Here is a 17,379-nt window from a genome sequence, read left to right on the forward strand (position 1 = left end):
GGGCCCTTTCAAGCGAGCGTTCGTTGGGCTGGACGCGGCTCACCCGCCAGACGACTCAGGATGAGTGAGTTCGTGCCTCCCTGGCGACCGTGCGCACCACGGCCGTCAGCGCGCGCACGAGGTCGTCGACACTCAGTGTCGACTTCGCTGGCGACCCGTCCGGGTCGGTCTCCGCGCCGACACCTGCCGACCCCCGGGACCTGACCGCGGGCACGTGGATGAAGGTGGCCGGAAGATCTGTGGCGTGCAGCGCGGACCAGAACACGGCATTGCACAGGAACGCGCCGGCATCGTTGGAGATCTCGGCAGGCACACCGGCTTCTTGAATGGCACTGGTGAGCACGGCGGGATCGATGCGGGACTCGAGGCGTTCGGGCCCCCGCGTGAGCGGGGCAGGGTCCCGGACCACGCCCTCGTTGTCGGGGATGCGCCCGTGTCCCATGTTCCTGGCCCAGCGCTCCGGGGTGACTGCCACTCGGCCACCCGCTTCGCCCACCGCCACGACCGCGTCCGGCCGGTGGGTCTCGACGGCCCGCAGCAGCGCGGGGCGCGCACCGGACCACGTCACGGGGAGGATGGCCGTCACCACCTGCGCGCCGTCAGGCGCGGTGAGCCCACCGAGCCGGTGGACGACGACGCCGCTCGCGTTCTCCCTCTCACCGCCGAAGGGTTCGAAACCGGTCACGAGGATTTTCATGAACTCACCGTATCCCCGCCCCGCAGTTGAGCTGCGGAGATGGTCGCCCATGACGTCGCACCGTTCTGCACCGCGTGCTCGGGCCCGCGTGCCCCACGGTCCTTGCCGGGCGGGGGGGTGGTGACACCGGGAGGGCACCTGCACCCACGACGAAGGGCCCCACCTCTCGGTGGGGCCCTTCGTGCCATCGGGTGGAGCCTAGGGGAATCGAACCCCTGACCTTTTCATTGCGAACGAAACGCTCTACCAACTGAGCTAAGGCCCCGAACAACAGGCATCACTGTAGTCCTCCCGGGCGGATTTCGCACATCAGCGGCCCGTGTGCCGCCCGCGGGCACCACGTGGGCCTGGTGGGGGAGCGCGAGCACCCGCCCTCTAGTCTGGGGGCATGACCGCAGCCGAACCAGCCCTGCCCCGCGACCCGTCTGCCCCGGACACGCCGGACACCCCGGCTGATCCCGTCGCACCAGGCCTCCACTCGGGTGCGAAGGGCGCGCCGGGTGTCCAGGCCACGGACGATGCCGTCGCACCGGCCTTCACCGTGGGCTACGTCCCCGGCGTGATGCCCGGCAAGTGGCTCGGGAGGTGGCGGGACCGCCAGCTCACGCCCCTTCTGCGGGACGAGCTGGTCCCCGCGGGCCAGTGGCGTGAGGTGCTGCAGGACGGCACCGTGACCGCGTGCTTCGTGCGCCTCGGCTGGTCACCCACGGACCCCAACCTCGAGGAGCTGCGGGCCACCCACCACGCCGTGCACCTCTACGACGAGCTCCAGGTGGCCGTCTTGCCCACCGAGGACCTGCTGAGCGTCCTGGACACCCTCACCACCGTCCAGCTCCGGGAGGAGTCCACGCCCCAGCCCCACGCGGACATCGACGACGCCGCCATGGGCGTGGAACTCGCTGCCGCCGGTGTGGGTCCCGTGGTGCTGCCCATGTCCGTGGCGCGCCTGCACGCCCGCAAGGACGTGACCACCCGCGAGCTCACGGATGCCCCCACCCTGCCCGTGGTGCTGGTGTGGCCGAAATCCGTGGACGAGGCCACCGAGGACGCGGTGCAGCGCTTCGTGGGCATCGTCCGGGGACGCAAGGAGTCCAGCGGACGGGACGATGCGGTACCACCCCGCCGTGCGGCGTCGTCCGCGAAGGACGAAGGGCGCGGGGCGGAGACGGCCGTGGAGAAGACGCCGGAGAAGCAGCGCGGCGGCAAGGCACAGTCCGGGGGGTGGGCCAAGGCCGGAGCGAGCACCAAACCCGGTCTGCGGCGCAAGCCCGGCCGCAAGGTCAAGAACGGGCGGAACAAGAAGCGGCGCTGAGCCGGGTCAGCCGTCCCCGCGGCGTTCGGAGGAGCTGGTGCCCTCACCCGTCTCGTCCCGGCTGGGGGTGCGGCCGTCCGGGGTGTGACTGTCCTCCGCGGAGGTGTGGGGGAACAGGGGAGTGGTACGCACCTGACCCGTGGTCGGTACGCGCGGCATCGGGAAGGACGTGGTGGGGGCATCCGCGAAGGTCTCGGGCTCGGAACCGGTGCGCACCGTGACCTGGTGGGTCAGGGGGATGCGCAGCCCGTCCCGGTCCAGCATCTTCTTGATCCGCACGCGCATCACCCGGGCCACGTCCCACTGCTCGAGCGGTGCGGTCTTGACGGCCAGCCGGATGGTGATGCTCTCCCCGGAGATGTTCTCCACACCCCAGACCTCGGGGTCGGCCACGATGCTGGGTCCCACATCGGGATCGTCCCGCACGAGCAGCGCCTCGTGCTCGATCATGTCCGCCACGAGATCGATGTTCGTGTCGTAGGGCACGGGGATGTCCAGCACGCAGCGGGCCCAGCCCTGGGACTGGTTGCCCACGCGCAGGATCTCGCCGTTGCGCACGTGCCACAGGGTGCCCTTGACGTCCCGCACCTGGGTCACGCGCAGACCCACGTTCTCCACCGTGCCGATGGCCTCACCCACGTCCACGGAGTCGCCGATGCCCAGCTGGTCCTCGGCCACCATGAAGATGCCCGAGAGGTAGTCCTTCACCAGGGACTGTGCGCCGAAGGACAGGGCCACGCCCGCGATGCCCGCGGAGGCGATCACCGGGGCGATGTTGAAGCCGAGCTCCGAGATGATCATGAGGATCGCAATGGCCCACACGATGATCGTGGCCACCGAGGCCAGCACCGCGCCGATGGTGCGCGCCCGCAGCGCCTGGCGCTCCGAGGCCACACCGGCGTCCTGGACCCAGCGGGACTGGCCGTGGTCGAAGCGCTTGATGATCCGGGACTGAGTCCCCCGGGCGATGCCGCGGGTGATCTTGCGGATCAGCAGTCGCACCACGGCGGAGACCACCACGGCGCCGAGCAGCACCAGGAGCACGCGGAAGGGTTTGTCGAGCCAGAATTCGAGGTTGTGCATCCCCGCCAGGCTAGCCGCCCGGGGTGGGAGACCGCTCAGAGCCAGTCCTTGACCTTGAACACCACGTAGAGCACCACGCCCACGAGCACCATGAGCACGAGCGCCATGGGGTAGCCGAACGCCCAGTCCAGCTCGGGCATGTCCTTGAAATTCATGCCGTAGATGGAGCCCACGATGGACGGCGCGAACAGGATGGCCGCCCACGAGGAGATCTTCTTCATCTGCTCGTTCTGCACCATGGCGGCCTCGTTCTGACGCGCGGTGGTGAGCGTGGAGTCCAGGCTCATGGCGTCGGTCAGGGAGGAGCGCATGGACTCGAGCTTGCCGCTCACCGCGATCACGTGGTCCAGCACGTCCCGCAGCCGGTGCTGCAGCTCCTCGTGGGTGCCGTACTTGGTGAAGCCCGCGAAGTAGCGCTGCATCACGTTGCTCAGGGGTGCCACGCCGCGGTGGAACTCGTTGATCTCGCGCGCGAGCTCGTAGATGCGCTGGGAGACGGTGGACTCCCCGGCGAACAGTGCGTCCTCGATCTCGTCGATGTCGTTCTCCAGCCCGGACAGCACGGGGAAGTAGTCGTCCACGATCTGGTCCAGCAGCGCGTACAGCACCCCGTCCGGGCCGAAGCACAGCAGCTCGGGGTCCGCCTCCACGCGCTTGCGCACCCGGCTCACCCCGCTGGACTCCGAGTGGCGGATGGTGATGACGAAGTTGGGTCCCGTGAAGATGTGGATCTCGCCGATCTCCACGGTCTCGGTCTCGTCCTGGTACACGGCGGGGCGGATCACGGTGAACAGCGTGCGCCCGTAGCGCTCCATCTTGGGCCGCTGGTGCGCCTGCACGGTGTCCTCCACGGCGAGTTCGTGAAGGTCGAAGTGTTGGGCGAGCGAGTCGATCTCCTCCGCCGAGGGCCGGTACAGCCCGATCCACGCGAGCACGGTGTCCTCGCCGTTCTCGCTCTCGGCGGGCCGGTCCAGGGTGCGCTGCAGCAGGTCGTACGTGTTCTCCAGGGAGCGCGGGGACTCCACTTTCCGGCCGTTGCGATAGATGGCGTTCTCCACGATGCTCACCCGCCCATTATGGTCCCCGCGCCCGCTCGCCGCCGCACGGCACCACGTGCCGCAGCACACCCGGGCGACGACGCCGCTCACGCCCTGCACGGGGCCGTCCCGCCTCCCTCCGGGCCACCGTCCGCCCCGTCCGGGGAGCACGGTGGCTCAGCTGGCGCCGGCTGACGGGCTGCCCACCGCGGGCCGGACGCGAGGACGCCCGCGTGCCAGGGGACGCCCCGGACGCGCCACTACACTGGCGCCATGAGCCAGCCGTTCGACTCCCGCGTGGGCGCCTACGCCCTGATCACCCGTGACGACCACCTGCTGCTGACGCACTGGAACCCCCGCCACCCGGACTTCGAGGGTGCGTGGACGCTGCCCGGGGGCGGGATGGAACCGGGGGAGCAGCCGGAGCAGACCATGCTCCGGGAGGTCTTCGAGGAGACCGGCTACCGCGTGGCCTCGGACGGTCTGGTGGGCGTGCACAGCTACTGGATGAGCCCCGAGCAGCGCCTGGACCCCACCACGCGCGGCAACCACGCGTGCCGCGTGCTCTACACCGCGCACATCATGAGTGGCGAACTCGCCGTGGAGCAGGACGGTTCCTCGGACGACGCCGCCTGGTTCCCGCTCGCGGAGGTGGGCGGCCTGAAGCGCCTGGACCTGGTGGACCAGGGCCTGCGCCTGGCGGGACTCGAGCAGTTCGTCGGGGAGCAGACCCCGCCCGAGGCGGTCGCCGAGCAGGACGTGTCCACCGAACCCGGTCACGACCGGTGACAGCCTCCTCCCGGATCCGGGCGGCCGCAGCGGCCACGGCGTTCTGTCTGGCGCTCGCCGGCTGCGGGGCCACCCCGGAGCAGGCGGGGACGGACGCCGGTGGGGCGGCCACGGCGTCGTCGTCCGCCGGGGGCGGGACCGTGAAGATCGCCACCGGAGTGGACACCCAGACCCGCGTGCTCGCCCACTACTACCAGCAGCGACTGGCCGCCGACGGCGTGGCCGCCACCGTGGTGGACGTGGGCTCCTCCCGCGAGAAGATCTTCGCGGCGCTCCAGGACGGGCGCGTGAGCATGGTGCCGGAGTTCACCGGCGACCTCTACGTCTACGCCCGGCAGCACGGGCTCCCCGCGGACGCGAAGCCGTCCCCCTCGCCCACGGCCACCCCCAACACCGACGCCCCGCGCGGGTTGCTGGACTCCCTGGGGCAGCTGCTGGGAATCACGGGGGAGACGGGCCCCTCCGACGACGACGTCTACCGCGCCCTGCCGAACGTCCTCCCGAGCGGTCTGGAGGCGCTGGACAGCTCCGGTGCCCAGCGCACGGACCGGGTGGTCGTCACCGCCGCGACCAGCGCCCAGTACAACCTGGGGGACATGAACACCGCGGGCAAGCAGTGCGGCAAGCTCTCGGTGGGCATGGCTTCCGGGTACGCGGACAGTGCTCAGGGCGAGCGCGGGCTGAAGGCGTACTACGACTGCGCGCCGAAGGCCACACCCGAGTTCGGGACCACCGACGAGCTCGTGGACGCACTGCTCACGGACAAGGTGCAGGCGGCCGTGCTGCGCTCCTCGGAACCCGTGATCGAGGACGAGGCCCTCGTGGCGCTGGACGACCCCGACCGGCTGTTCCGCCCGGAGCGGGCCGTGGTGCTCGGCTCCGAGACCCTCGAGGACCGGGCGGTGTCCTCCGTGAACGCGGCGTCCGCGGACCTGCGCACCGAGGACCTCACGACCATCACGCGGCTCGCGGGCGGCTCGGCGCCGGCCATGAGCCCGGAGAAGACGGCGCAGTTCGTGCGGGAGCAGCCGCGCTGAGTGCCCCGGGCCGGGCTGCACCGCGTGGGCCCCGGGGTGTCACGCCCGGGGAGCGCCACGGACCCGCGAGTAGTCTGGCCCCATGGCAAAGGTGAAGCAGTCCGACAAACTGAAGAACGTCCTCTACGACATCCGCGGCCCCGTGCTGGAGCAGGCGGAGCAGATGGAGGCGGCCGGTCAGCGCATCCTGCGCCTGAACATCGGCAACCCCGCACCCTTCGGTTTCGAGGCCCCGGACGCCATCCTGGTGGACATGATCAAGAACCTGCCGAACGCGCAGGGCTACTCGGACTCCCGCGGCATCTACTCGGCCCGCACGGCCGTGGTGCAGTACTACCAGACGCGCGGGATCATGAACCTGGACACGGACGACGTGTACCTGGGCAACGGCGTGTCCGAGCTGATCACCATGACCCTGCAGGCCCTGTGCAACCCCGGTGACGAGCTGCTCATCCCCTCACCGGACTACCCGCTGTGGACCGCCTCCGTGGCGCTGTCCGGCGGCACGCCCGTGCACTACATGTGCGACGAGGACAACGGCTGGAACCCGGACCTGGAGGACATGGAGTCCAAGATCACCAGCCGCACCAAGGGCATCGTGGTCATCAACCCCAACAACCCCACGGGCGCGGTGTACTCCCGCGAGACGCTGCAGAAGATCGTGGACCTGGCCAAGAAGCACGACCTCATCCTGTTCTCGGACGAGATCTACGAGAAGATCACGTACGACGACGCCGAGATGATCAACACCGCGAGCCTCACCGGTGAGGACGTGCTGTGCCTGACGTTCTCGGGCCTGTCCAAGGCGTACCGGGTGGCGGGCTACCGCTCCGGGTGGCTGGCCATCACCGGGCCGAACTGGCGCGCGGAGTCCTACCTGGAGGGCATCAAGCTGCTCGCCAACATGCGCATGTGCGCGAACGTCCCCGCGCAGCACGCCATCCAGACGGCGCTCGGCGGGTACCAGTCCATCAACGACCTCATCCTCCCCGGTGGGCGGCTCAAGGCGCAGCGGGACATCGCCCACCGCAAGCTCAACGAGATCGACGGCGTCACGTGCGAGCAGGCCCACGGCGCGCTCTACCTGTTCCCCAAGCTGGACGTGGAGAAGTTCGGGATCGTGGACGACGAGCGCTTCGCCCTGGACCTGCTCAAGGAGCAGAAAATCCTGCTGAGCCACGGCACCGCGTTCAACTGGGCGGAGCCGGACCACTTCCGGCTGGTCACCCTGCCGTCCGTGGACATGCTGGACACCGCGCTGGACCGGCTGGGCGAGTTCCTCTCCACCTACCAGCAGTAGGTCCGGCTCCTCCTCACCGGCAGCTTCCGGGGCTCACTCCCCGTCCGACGCCGCCCGGTCCCGGTTCTCCCGCCGGGCGCGGGCGGCGTCGAGCCGTTCCCGGGCGCCGTCGAGCCACTGCTCGCAGCGGGTGGCCAGCGCCTCGCCGCGCTCCCACAGCTGCAGGGACTCCTCCAGGGTGGTGCCCCCGGCCTCCAGACGGGAGACGATCTCCACGAGCTGCTCGCGGGCCTGCTCGTAGCCGAGGCCGTCGACGTCCGAGAGGTCCGGTGCGCCCTGCTGGGGATCGGTGTTCTGGTTCTGCTGTGCCACGCTGTGCCTTTCGCTGGGGTTCTCTGGGGATTCAGTGCTCGCCCGGCCGGCGGGTGCTGGTGCCGGTGACGTCCACGCCGAGCTCCCCGGACGCGAGCCGTACGGTGAGCCACTGGCCCACCTCCGCCCGGGTGGCGTCCGTGAGCACGGAGCCGTCCGGGGTCTGCACCACGGCGTACCCGCGGTCCAGGGTCTGCTGCGGGGACAGCGCGCGGACCCGGGCACGCATCTGGGCCACGGAGTCCTGCGCGCGCAGGGTGAGGGAGCTGGCTGCGGACCACGCCCGGGTGCGCCACCGGTCCAGGTCCTCCTCGCGCACCAGGATCATGCCGTCCGGCTGCGCGAGCACGGGGCGGGAGCGCACCGTGGCGAGGCCCTGCTGCTCACGCTCGATCATGGTGCCCACCGCCCGGTCCAGGGCGGAACGGGCCTGGGAGAGGCGCAGCCGCTCGTCCTGGACGTCCGGGACGATGCGCTTGCCCGCGTCCGTGGGGGTGGAGGCCCGGACGTCCGCCACGTGGTCCAACAGGGGCTGGTCGTTCTCGTGGCCGATCGCGCTCACCACGGGGGTGTCCGCGGCAAACACGGCACGCAGCAGGGCCTCGTCGCTGAAGGACAGCAGGTCCTCGAAGGCACCTCCACCGCGGGCGATCACGATCACGTCCACCTCGGCCATGCGGTCCAGCTCCTCCAGCGCACCGATGACGGCGCGGGCCGAGCCCGCACCCTGCACCGGGACCTCGCGGATCTCGAACTGCACGCCTGGCCAGCGGTTGGTGGCGTTGCGCACCACGTCCTTCTCCGCGTCCGAGTTCCGCCCGGTGATCAGACCCACGCGGTGGGGGAGCACGGGAAGCGGCTTCTTGCGTGCGGGGTCGAAGAGCCCCTCGTCCGCCAGGGCCCGGCGCAGCCGTTCCAGCCGCTCCAGCAGGTCCCCGAGCCCCACGGGGCGGATGTCCCTGCCCAGCATTGAGAGCCGGCCGGTCTTGACGTAGAAGTCGGCCTTGAGGCTCACGACCACCCGCGAGCCCTGCTCCAGGGGACGCTCCAGGCGGGCCATCTCCTTCTGGAAGAGCGTGACGTTCACCGAGGCCTCCTCCTGCAGGTCCCGCAGGGTCACGTAGCAGACACGGGCCCGCTGGTTGACCTCGATCACCTGCCCCTCCACCCACGCGGCCGGGGCCTTCTGGACGTAGCCGTGCAGGGCGTGGGACAGCTTGCTCAAGGGCCACGGGTTCTCAGGGGTGGTCTCCCCGGCCTTCTCGGGCAGCTGCGCCGGGGAACTGCGGGGTGCGGCGGCGTCGTGCGGGGAGGCCGCGCCCTGCTGGCCCGGGGCGTGGGACGCGCGGGCACTTTCGGCGTTCGGGGGGAACGCGGCATCGGCGGAGAACGAGGAGTCCATGACACATCAGTATCACCCGCCCCGGACACGCACAGGCGCTCGTTGCCTACAGTGGAGGCGTGAGTTCCTCCGTGCCCTCCCGCCCCGCAGCCCTCGTGCGCACTCTCGTGGCCGCGCTCTGCGCGGTTCTGGCCGGCGCCGGGTTCGCGCTGTGGCTGGGGCTCTCGTGGCTGCAGGACCATGTGCTCTCGCCCTCCGGCTTCCAGGACACGGCGGCGTCGGTGGTCATCGAGCCCGCCTTCCAGAAGGAGCTGGTGGGGACCATGCTGGACCGGGCCACGTTCGGCGCGCTCGCGGATGCTCACACGGGCATCGGACCCGTGGACGACGCCGTGGAACGGGCCCGGCAGTCGGCCGTCGACGGGGCGACGTCCTGGCTGACCGCGCCCGAGCGGCAGACGGCCTGGATCAAGATCCTCAACGACACCCACGACGCCAACATCCCCCTCACCGCGACCGCCGGGCACGCCCCCGACGACCTCGTGGTGGACGTCACCGCCCTGGGCTCTGCGGTGGACCAGCAGGTCGAGGACACCGTGGGGGTCTCCCCGGGCATCGCCCGGCAGGACCTCACGGTGACCGTCCCCGGGGTGCACTCCGGCGGCGTCGTGGACGCGCTCGTGTGGCTCGTCCAGTGGCGCTACGTCCTGCCGTGGCTTGTCGGTGCGCTCGTTCTGCTGGCCGTGACGACGACGCCGCGGCGCTGGCACGCGCTCGCGGGTTCCGGTCTCGCCGGGATTCTCTGCACGGGGGTGGTGCTCGCCGTGGCGGTCTCCGCCGCCCAGACCGTGGTGGACGCCTCCGCGGTGGATCCCGTGGCGCACCTGGTGGTGGAGCGGGTGGTGTCCGTGCTCCGGGAGTCCTTCGTGGCGAGCAGCGTCACGGGCATGATCTGGGCTGGGGTGGTGGCGCTCGTGGGCGTGGCCGGCGCCGTGGTGCGTGTCCGTGCGGTCACCTACCATTGAGGACATGTCCACCGTGGTTGACCTGTCCATGCCCACCGTTCCCCGGGTGCGCCGCACCCCGGAGGAGGTTGCCGCCGCCGCGCCCGTGACCGGGCCTCGCAAGGTGCTGCTGGCCGCTCCGCGCGGCTACTGCGCGGGCGTGGACCGGGCCGTGATCGCGGTGGAGAAGGCGCTGGAGCACTACGGTGCGCCCGTGTACGTGCGCAAGGAGATCGTGCACAACAAGCACGTGGTGCAGACCCTGGAGGAGCGCGGCGCGGTCTTCGTGGAGGAGACGGACGAGGTGCCCGAGGGGGCCATGCTCGTGTTCTCCGCCCACGGCGTCTCCCCGGCCGTGGTGCAGTCCGCACAGGAGCGGAACCTGAACACCATTGACGCCACCTGCCCGCTGGTCACCAAGGTGCACCGGGAGGCCGTGCGCTTCGCGAAGAGCGACTACGAGATCCTGCTGATCGGCCACGTGGGCCACGAGGAGGTGGAGGGCACGTTCGGTGAGGCTCCCGAGCACATCCAGATCGTGAACTCCCCGGAGGACGTGGACACCCTCGAGGTGCGGGACCCGGACAAGGTGGTGTGGCTGTCCCAGACCACCTTGAGCGTGGACGAGACCATGGAGACGGTGAACCGGTTGCGCGCCAAGTTCCCGAACATGATCGACCCGCCCAGCGACGACATCTGCTACGCCACGTCCAACCGCCAGGCGGCCATCAAGGAGATCGCCCCGCAGGCGGACCTGGTGATCGTGGTGGGATCGGCCAACTCCTCCAACTCCGTGCGGCTCAAGGAGGTGGCGCTGGAGTACGGCGCCGCCCGGGCCGAGCGCGTGGACTTCGCCCACCAGGTGGACGAGTCCTGGTTCGAGGGCGTGGCCACCGTGGGGGTGACCTCCGGTGCATCCGTGCCCGAGGTGCTCGTGCAGCAGGTGCTCGACCTCCTGGCCGAGTACGGCTACGGCTCCGTGGAGGAGGTGGTGACCGCCCAGGAGGACATCCTGTTCTCCCTGCCCAAGGAGCTGCGGGCCAAGCTCGCCCAGGACGGGGACACCACCCGCGGTCTGGGCGGTCGCGGCACCCGCCCCACACGCTGACCACAAGGCTCCGAGAGCTGGGCCCTGCGTCAGTCGGTCACGAACTCCGTGGCCGTGACCGGGCGGGGGACGGCGTCCACGGGCTTCGTCTCCAGCGCCTCGGAATCCGTGGCCGTGGGGTCCAGCTCCGCGATCTTCCGCGCGGAGGGCAGCACCCGGGACTCCAGTGAGCCCACCAGCTTGTTGTACCCCTCCACGGACCTGCGCAGTGAGCCGCCCATGTCCGAGAGGTGCTTGCCCACCGCCCCCATGCGGTCGTAGAGCTCCCGCGAGAGCCGGTACAGCTCCCGGGCGTTGTCGGTGAGCGTGGCCTGGCGCCAGCTGAACGCCACCGCCTTCAACGAGGCCAGCAGGGACACCGGGGACACCAGCGCCACGTTGCTGCGTGCGGCGTGGTCCAGCAGGGTGGCGTCCGCATCGAGCGCCGCGGCCAGCGCGGACTCCACGGGCACGAAGCACATCACCAGCTCCGGGGAGTTCTCCTCCGCGGACCAGTACTTCTTGGTGCCCAGCGTGTTCACGTGGGAGCGCAGGGCCTTGGCGTGGGCGACCAGCAGCTGGGCGCGGCGCTGCTCGTTCTCGGGGGAGCCGTCCGCGGGAACCGCCTGTGCGTCCAGGTAGGAGCTCATGGGTGCCTTGGCGTCCACCACCACTGACTGTGCGCCCGGGAGGTTGACGACCATGTCCGGGCGCTGCGTGCCGCTCTCCGTGCTGCGAACGGCCTGTTCCGTGAAGTCCACGTGCCGGGTCATCCCCGCGGCCTCCACCACGCGGCGCAGCTGCATCTCACCCCAGGCACCGCGTGCCGTGGTGGAGCGCAGGGAGGACTCCAGGGAGCCGGTGGCCTGCAGCAGCTGCCGGTCCGTGGTGCGCGCCGCCTCCAGCGCCTGGGCCACGGCGCCGAACTGCGCGGCGCGGTCCCGTTCCAGCTGGTTCACGTGGCGCCCCACGGAGGAGAGCTGCTCGTTGAGCGGTGCCAGGGCACGCATGACGTCCTGGTCCTGCACGGCGCGGGCCTCCAGGGACTCCACCCGGTCCGCCAGCTGATCCCGCGCGGACTGGGCGGCCGCAGCCTCCTGCAGGGCCTGGAGGCGCTGCTGCTGGGCCTCCTCCAGCTCCGACTCCCGGTGGGTGCTCCTCAGCGAGGCCAGGACGTAGCCGCCCACACCGCCCACCACCAGGGCGAAGAGCGCCCACAACCACCACACCTGAGACATCACGGAAGCATCCATGCGGTCACTGTGACAAGGGCGTCCGACACGCACAAGCGACGGAGCAAGCCGTATCGTCCGGGCCCTGGACCGGCGCCCTGGGTGGTTGCTAGGGTCCGCTGGGGGGCATCGACGCTTGGTGGCGCGGCCGCACAGGGTTGCACGGCAGGTCTGGGCGGAGCTGACGACCATGCGCAGGCAGACGGCGCCCCTACAACCACCCGTTGCGTGCCGCCACCGTGGCGGCCTCCGTCCGGTTGGCGGTTCCCGTCTTCCCGATGGCGGAGGACAGGTGGTTGCGCACCGTTCCGGCGGACAGGTGCAGGGCCCGTGCGATCTGTCCCGCGGGGGCCCCGCCCGCAGCCTTGCGCAGCACGTCCCGTTCCCGTGCGGTGAGGGGATTGGGCCCGGCCAGCAGGGACTTCTCCGCCAGCGCGGGGTCCACCACCCGCAGCCCGGCGTGGACCCTGCGGATGGCCTCGGCGAGTTCGGGCGCGGGGGTGTCCTTGACCACGAAGCCAGACGCCCCGGCGTCGAACGCGCGGCGCAGGTAGCCGGGGCGGTCGAACGTGGTGACGATCAGGCACCGCGTCCCACGTCCCGCCGCCACGATCTGCTCGGTGGCCTCCAGGCCGGTCAGCCCCGGCATCTCGATGTCCAGCAGGGCCACGTCCACGCCCTCCTGGGCGGCGAGTGCCACGGCCCCGTGCCCGTCCGCCGCCTGCGCGACCACGGTGAGATCCGGCTCCAGGTCCAGTAGGGCGGCGAGACCCGCGCGCACGAGGGCCTGGTCGTCCGCGACCAGCACACGGATCACGCTCATGCCAGGAACACCTCCACGGTCGTGCCGCCCCGGGGGTTCCGGGTGACGGTCACCTCACATCCTGCCGCCCGCGCACGCTCCCGCATGCCGCGGATCCCGTTGCCCTCCCGCAGCTCGTGCCCGGGGCTCTGCGCCCCGGTGTCCCCGGAGCGCGACGATGCCGCGTCGCCGGTGGGCACGAGACCGCGGGCCCGGGCGCCGTCGTCCTCGATGCGCAGCGACGAGGAGGTCACCGTGACCCGGCAGCGGGAGGCACCCGAGTGGCGCACCACGTTGGTGACCGCCTCGCGCAGGATCCAGGCGAACGCGGAACGCGTGGCGTCGTCCATGGGCGGGACCGAGGACGGCAGGTGCGGGGTGATCCCGGCGGCGCGCAGGGCGGCGCGGGCCTGGACGAGTTCCACGCCCAGGTCCAGCTCGCGCATCCTGTCCACGGTGGAGCGCACATCCGTGAGGGCCTCGCGGGACAGGGCCAGGACGTCGTCGAGCTCGGCGACGGCGCGGCGCGGGTCCGTCTCCACGAGCCGTTGGGCGAGCTGGGTCTTGACGGTGATGACGGTGAGGGAGTGGCCCAGGATGTCGTGGACGTCCCGGCCCACCTCCTCGCGCTGCCGGGAGACCGCGAGCTCCCGGGTGAGGCGTTCGTGGGCCTCCGAACGCTCCATGGCCACGCGGGAGGCCAGGATGATGAGCCAGGCCGGCAGCACGGCGAACAGAGGCCACACGAGCTGGTTCGGGGGCAGCAGGGTCAGCGCGGGGACCAGGGCGAGAACCGCCACCACCACGGAGGCGGGGAGGCCCTGGCGCAGCGGCAGCCGGAACACGAACAGGGCCACGAAGAACGGCGCGGTGTTGCTGAGACTCCACGGGGAGGCGGGGACCACGAGCAGGAGTGCCAGGAGCAGGACGGCGCTCCACAGCACGGCATTGAGCAACGGGCTCAGCCGCGGCACCAGGATCTGGCGGATCCAGGACACGGTGTACAGGGCGGCGAACAGGACCAGCCCCGTGAGGCCCAGGGCCTTCAGCCCGGTGGCTGCGGTGCTCTGCAGCAGCGCGGCGACGGGGAAGAGAAGGAACAGCAGCCACACCGCGGCGTAGAGCAGGTCCGTCCGCTCGTGGTGGGGCTCCGGGGTGCGCGCCTCGCGGGGGCGGTTGGCAGAGGTGCTCACCGGCGGGCCGTGGCCTTGCGGGAGGCCAGCAGGGCGGCGGCGCCGAACACCAGGGCCCACGCCACCGTGTTGGCGAGCAGCAGCCACACGCTGTCGGTCTGGATGCCGTCCATGGTGGTCACGGTTCCTTCTGTCACGGGGTACCGGGCGAGTCCCACGATTCCATACACGGGGGTGAAACGGGTCACCTCCAGCAGTCCGCCCGAGAGCGGCATGAACACGTTGCCGAAGAACCCCAGGACCACCAGGCACCCGCTCGCCGCGCCCACGGCGGCGTCCGAGCGGAAGATCAGACCGGCGGCCAGGCCGTAGAGGGCGAACACCGAGGACAGCACCACGGCCAGGACGCCGCTCAGCACCCACCGCCAGAGGTCGTCCATGGCGGCGTTCGTGAAGAGCCCCACGGTGAACACGACGAGCACGGGCACCACCGCAAGGGTCATCGCCACCGTCACCTTGGTGGCCGCGTAGCCCGCGGTGCCCATGGGCGTCAGCGCCAGCTGGCGGCCCCAGCCCTGCAGCCGTTCCACCGCGGCGCTGCCGGCAATGCCGGTGGTCGCGGTGATGGCGCCGTACGCGGCCATGGAGACCATCACGTACGCGGAGACGTTGCCACCGGGCAGGGACGCGGAGGACCAGCCCTGCGCTACGCCGAACAGGACGAACAGGACGGCGGGCAGCACGGCCACGAAGAACATGTTGGAGACGGCGCGGAGGTTCCGCAGGACGTCGTAGGCGGTGTAGGTCAGGGACATGGCGGTGACTCCTGGGTCGGTGGTTCGGGATGGATGGGCGGGGTCATGCGGTGTCGTCGTGGCGCAGCAGCGCGGCGAACGCCTCGTCCAGGCCACCGCGGGACACCTCCAGCTCGCTCGCCGCGGTGCCGGTCAGCACGGCCCGGGCGACGGCGTCCGCGTCCTGGGTACGCACGCTCACCCGCCCGTGCGCCCGCGTGACCTTGGAAGCGCCAGGCAGCGCGGGAACCGGCTCGTCACTCGGCCACGCGAAGCTGACCGTGTGGTGGCGGGACGTGCTGCGCAGCTCGTGGACGGAGCCGTCGAACGTGATGCGCCCGGCGTCCATGAGGACCACACGGTCCGCCATCTGCTCGGCCTCCTGGAGGTAGTGCGTGGCGAACACCACCGTGAGCCCGTCCGCGGTCTGCGCTCGCAGCGCCTCCCAGAACGCGGTGCGGGAGGCCACGTCCATGCCCGCGGTGGGTTCGTCCAGCACGAGCAGCTCGGGGCGGGGGAGCAGGGCCAGGGCGAAGCGCACGCGCTGCTGCTGACCGCCCGAGCACTTCGAGATCTTTCGGCCGGCGAACTCCGCGGCGCCGGAGCGTTCAAGGGCCTCGGCCACGGGCAGGGGGTCCGGGTAGAGGGACGCGACCATCGTCACCGCCTCGCGCACGGAGACGTCCGGGAGCAGCCCGCCCACCTGCTGCACGGCACCCACCCGGCCGTGCGACGTCGCGCTCCGGGGCGGCTCTCCGCACACGGCCACCGTTCCCGCGGTGGGCTCGGCCATGCCCAGGACCATGTCCAGCAGGGTGGTCTTCCCCGCGCCGTTGGGACCCAGCAGGGCGACGACGGCGCCGCGCGGGATGTCGAGCGAGACACCCTTCACGGCGTGGACCGTCTCGGAGCGGGTGCGGAAGGTCTTGACGACGTCGCGGACCTCGATGGCGGGGTCGGGCGATGGTCGCGGAGCGGGGGTGGTGGCTGTGCTGGTGCGGTTCATGGGTCCAGACTCGCCGCCGGGGGAGCGGTGGCGAACTGTCGGTTGTCACGAGTGGGGCATGACATGTGTCAGGGGTGGTTTCGTGGGTGCCCAGCGGGTCGGTGGTCCGGTGGCCACCGTGCCGGTATCTGGTGATCCGAACGGACAGGCGCGGCTTTCGCCCTGGGGCGGCACCGCCCGGCCTACGGTGGGGCGTGCCGGTGGCCCGGACGGAAAGGCGCGGTGGGGCGCGGAGTCGCGTGGCGACGTCGTCGGGCGGCGCCGGTAGGATGCGGACCGTGGCTCTTACTATTGGAATCGTCGGTCTGCCGAACGTCGGAAAATCAACACTCTTCAACGCGCTCACGCGCAACACGGTGCTCGCCGCGAACTATCCGTTCGCGACCATCGAGCCGAACGTGGGCGTGGTGAACCTGCCGGACGAGCGGCTGGACAAGCTCGCGGAGATGCACGGTTCGCAGAAGATTGTGCCGGCCACGGTGTCCTTCGTGGACATCGCGGGCATCGTGAAGGGCGCGTCCGAGGGGGAGGGGCTGGGCAACCAGTTCCTGGCCAACATCCGCGAGGCGCACGCGATCGCCCAGGTCATCCGCGTGTTCGACGATCCGGATGTGATCCATGTGGACGGCAAGATCGACCCGGCCTCGGACTGCGAGACCATCAACACCGAGCTGATCCTCGCGGACCTGCAGACGCTGGAGAACGCGATTCCCAAGCTGGAGAAGCAGGTCAAGATCAAGAAGGGTTCGCCCGAGCAGCTCGCGGCGTACCAGGCCGCGGAGAAGGTGCTGGCCGAGGGCCGCACGATCTTCGAGGCCGCCGGGCCCGAGAAGCTCGATGTGGACAACCTGCGCGAGCTGAACCTGCTCACCGCCAAGCCGTTCATCTACGTGTTCAACGCGGACGAGGGCGTGCTGTCCTCACCTGAGCGCCAGGCCGAGTTGGAGGCGCTGGTGGCGCCCGCGCAGTGCGTGTTCCTGGACGCGAAGCTGGAAGCCGATCTGGTGGAACTCTCCGAGGAGGAGGCCCGCGAGATGCTCGAGATGGAGGGCCAGGACGAGTCCGGCCTGGACAAGCTCGCCCGCGTGGGCTTCTCCACCCTGGGTCTGCAGACCTACCTCACCGCCGGCCCCAAGGAGGCCCGCGCGTGGACCATCAACCAGGGCGACACCGCACCCAAGGCCGCCGGAGTCATCCACTCGGACTTCGAGCGTGGCTTCATCAAGGCGGAAATCGTCTCCTACGACGACCTCATGGCCGCCGGATCCATGGCCGACGCGAAGGCCGCGGGCAAGGTGCGCATGGAGGGCAAGGAGTACGTGATGCAGGATGGGGATGTGGTGGAGTTCCGGTTTAACGTGTGAGAAATTTGCCCCGGCAGTTCAGGAAAACCCGTGTATTGCGGAGACCAA

The 17,379-nt window shown here is 70.8% G+C and carries 17 protein-coding genes and 1 tRNA gene; 7 read left to right on the forward strand and 11 right to left on the reverse strand.

Annotation, left to right across the window (positions count from 1 at the left end):
* Nucleotides 1-55 precede the first annotated feature (55 nt).
* On the reverse strand, nt 56-697 hold the full coding sequence (locus EAE32_RS04630) for a pyroglutamyl-peptidase I (RefSeq protein ID WP_121844879.1): 642 nt from the start codon (nt 695-697) through the stop codon (nt 56-58).
* Nucleotides 698-889: 192 nt separating this feature from the next.
* Nucleotides 890-962: transfer RNA gene (locus tag EAE32_RS04635), tRNA-Ala, on the reverse strand.
* A 123-nt stretch (nt 963-1,085) separates the two neighbouring features.
* Between EAE32_RS04635 and EAE32_RS04640 the strand changes: the two genes are divergently transcribed.
* Nucleotides 1,086-2,009: a type 2 periplasmic-binding domain-containing protein gene (locus tag EAE32_RS04640; protein ID WP_121864307.1), complete on the forward strand. Its 924-nt coding sequence runs from the start codon at nt 1,086-1,088 to the stop codon at nt 2,007-2,009.
* A 6-nt stretch (nt 2,010-2,015) separates the two neighbouring features.
* Here the strand turns inward: EAE32_RS04640 and EAE32_RS04645 are convergent, their stop codons facing one another.
* Nucleotides 2,016-3,092 carry a mechanosensitive ion channel family protein gene (locus EAE32_RS04645; protein WP_121864308.1) on the reverse strand — a complete coding sequence of 359 codons (1,077 nt, stop codon included), beginning with the start codon at nt 3,090-3,092 and terminating at the stop codon, nt 2,016-2,018.
* Between the two features lie 35 nt (nt 3,093-3,127).
* Nucleotides 3,128-4,159, reverse strand: a complete 1,032-nt coding sequence (gene corA, locus EAE32_RS04650) for a magnesium/cobalt transporter CorA (protein ID WP_121864309.1) — start codon at nt 4,157-4,159, stop codon at nt 3,128-3,130.
* Between the two features lie 243 nt (nt 4,160-4,402).
* On the opposite strand from corA, the gene EAE32_RS04655 reads away from it, so the two are divergent.
* The 3 genes from EAE32_RS04655 (at nt 4,403) to EAE32_RS04665 (ending at nt 7,255) form a co-directional block, all read left to right on the forward strand.
* Nucleotides 4,403-4,918 carry an NUDIX hydrolase gene (locus EAE32_RS04655; RefSeq protein WP_121844855.1) on the forward strand — a complete coding sequence of 172 codons (516 nt, stop codon included), beginning with the start codon at nt 4,403-4,405 and terminating at the stop codon, nt 4,916-4,918.
* Nucleotides 4,915-5,955 (forward strand): glycine betaine ABC transporter substrate-binding protein, encoded by a 1,041-nt coding sequence (locus tag EAE32_RS04660; RefSeq protein WP_121864310.1) that lies wholly within the window; start codon nt 4,915-4,917, stop codon nt 5,953-5,955. Before EAE32_RS04655 ends, EAE32_RS04660 begins: the two co-directional genes overlap by 4 nt.
* Before the next feature lie 82 nt (nt 5,956-6,037).
* Nucleotides 6,038-7,255 carry a pyridoxal phosphate-dependent aminotransferase gene (locus tag EAE32_RS04665; protein ID WP_121844853.1) on the forward strand — a complete coding sequence of 406 codons (1,218 nt, stop codon included), beginning with the start codon at nt 6,038-6,040 and terminating at the stop codon, nt 7,253-7,255.
* Nucleotides 7,256-7,288: 33 nt separating this feature from the next.
* On the opposite strand, the gene EAE32_RS04670 is transcribed toward EAE32_RS04665, so the two are convergent.
* Both EAE32_RS04670 and xseA read right to left on the reverse strand, forming a co-directional pair.
* A complete protein-coding gene (locus EAE32_RS04670; RefSeq protein ID WP_121864311.1) occupies nt 7,289-7,567 on the reverse strand; it encodes an exodeoxyribonuclease VII small subunit in 279 nt (92 codons plus the stop codon).
* Nucleotides 7,568-7,598: 31 nt separating this feature from the next.
* Nucleotides 7,599-8,969: an exodeoxyribonuclease VII large subunit gene (xseA, locus tag EAE32_RS04675; RefSeq protein ID WP_121864312.1), complete on the reverse strand. Its 1,371-nt coding sequence runs from the start codon at nt 8,967-8,969 to the stop codon at nt 7,599-7,601.
* A 59-nt stretch (nt 8,970-9,028) separates the two neighbouring features.
* On the opposite strand from xseA, the gene EAE32_RS04680 reads away from it, so the two are divergent.
* A complete protein-coding gene (locus EAE32_RS04680) occupies nt 9,029-9,934 on the forward strand; it encodes a hypothetical protein (protein WP_121864313.1) in 906 nt (301 codons plus the stop codon).
* Between the two features lie 4 nt (nt 9,935-9,938).
* On the forward strand, nt 9,939-11,021 hold the full coding sequence (locus tag EAE32_RS04685) for a 4-hydroxy-3-methylbut-2-enyl diphosphate reductase (protein WP_121844849.1): 1,083 nt from the start codon (nt 9,939-9,941) through the stop codon (nt 11,019-11,021).
* A 29-nt stretch (nt 11,022-11,050) separates the two neighbouring features.
* On the opposite strand, the gene EAE32_RS04690 is transcribed toward EAE32_RS04685, so the two are convergent.
* The 5 genes from EAE32_RS04690 to EAE32_RS04710 all read right to left on the reverse strand — a co-directional run bounded on the left by EAE32_RS04690 (nt 11,051) and on the right by EAE32_RS04710 (nt 15,967).
* Nucleotides 11,051-12,253, reverse strand: coding sequence for a DNA recombination protein RmuC (locus EAE32_RS04690; RefSeq protein ID WP_243635572.1), 1,203 nt, complete (start codon nt 12,251-12,253; stop codon nt 11,051-11,053).
* Nucleotides 12,254-12,443: 190 nt separating this feature from the next.
* A complete protein-coding gene (locus EAE32_RS04695) occupies nt 12,444-13,055 on the reverse strand; it encodes a response regulator transcription factor (RefSeq protein ID WP_121864315.1) in 612 nt (203 codons plus the stop codon).
* Nucleotides 13,052-14,227, reverse strand: coding sequence for a sensor histidine kinase (locus EAE32_RS04700; RefSeq protein ID WP_121864316.1), 1,176 nt, complete (start codon nt 14,225-14,227; stop codon nt 13,052-13,054). Before EAE32_RS04700 ends, EAE32_RS04695 begins: the two co-directional genes overlap by 4 nt.
* Nucleotides 14,224-14,982 carry an ABC transporter permease gene (locus tag EAE32_RS04705; protein ID WP_121864317.1) on the reverse strand — a complete coding sequence of 253 codons (759 nt, stop codon included), beginning with the start codon at nt 14,980-14,982 and terminating at the stop codon, nt 14,224-14,226. Before EAE32_RS04705 ends, EAE32_RS04700 begins: the two co-directional genes overlap by 4 nt.
* A gap of 43 nt (nt 14,983-15,025) precedes the next feature.
* Entirely contained in the window at nt 15,026-15,967 is a 942-nt protein-coding gene (locus EAE32_RS04710) for an ABC transporter ATP-binding protein (protein WP_121864318.1), read from the reverse strand.
* Nucleotides 15,968-16,245: 278 nt separating this feature from the next.
* Between EAE32_RS04710 and ychF the strand changes: the two genes are divergently transcribed.
* Complete coding sequence (gene ychF, locus EAE32_RS04715; RefSeq protein ID WP_121864790.1) at nt 16,246-17,331, forward strand: redox-regulated ATPase YchF; 1,086 nt, start codon at nt 16,246-16,248, stop codon at nt 17,329-17,331.
* Nucleotides 17,332-17,379: the final 48 nt, after the last annotated feature.

It is taken from the genome of Kocuria tytonicola (genome assembly GCF_003687175.1).
GTDB lineage: Bacteria > Actinomycetota > Actinomycetes > Actinomycetales > Micrococcaceae > Kocuria > Kocuria tytonicola.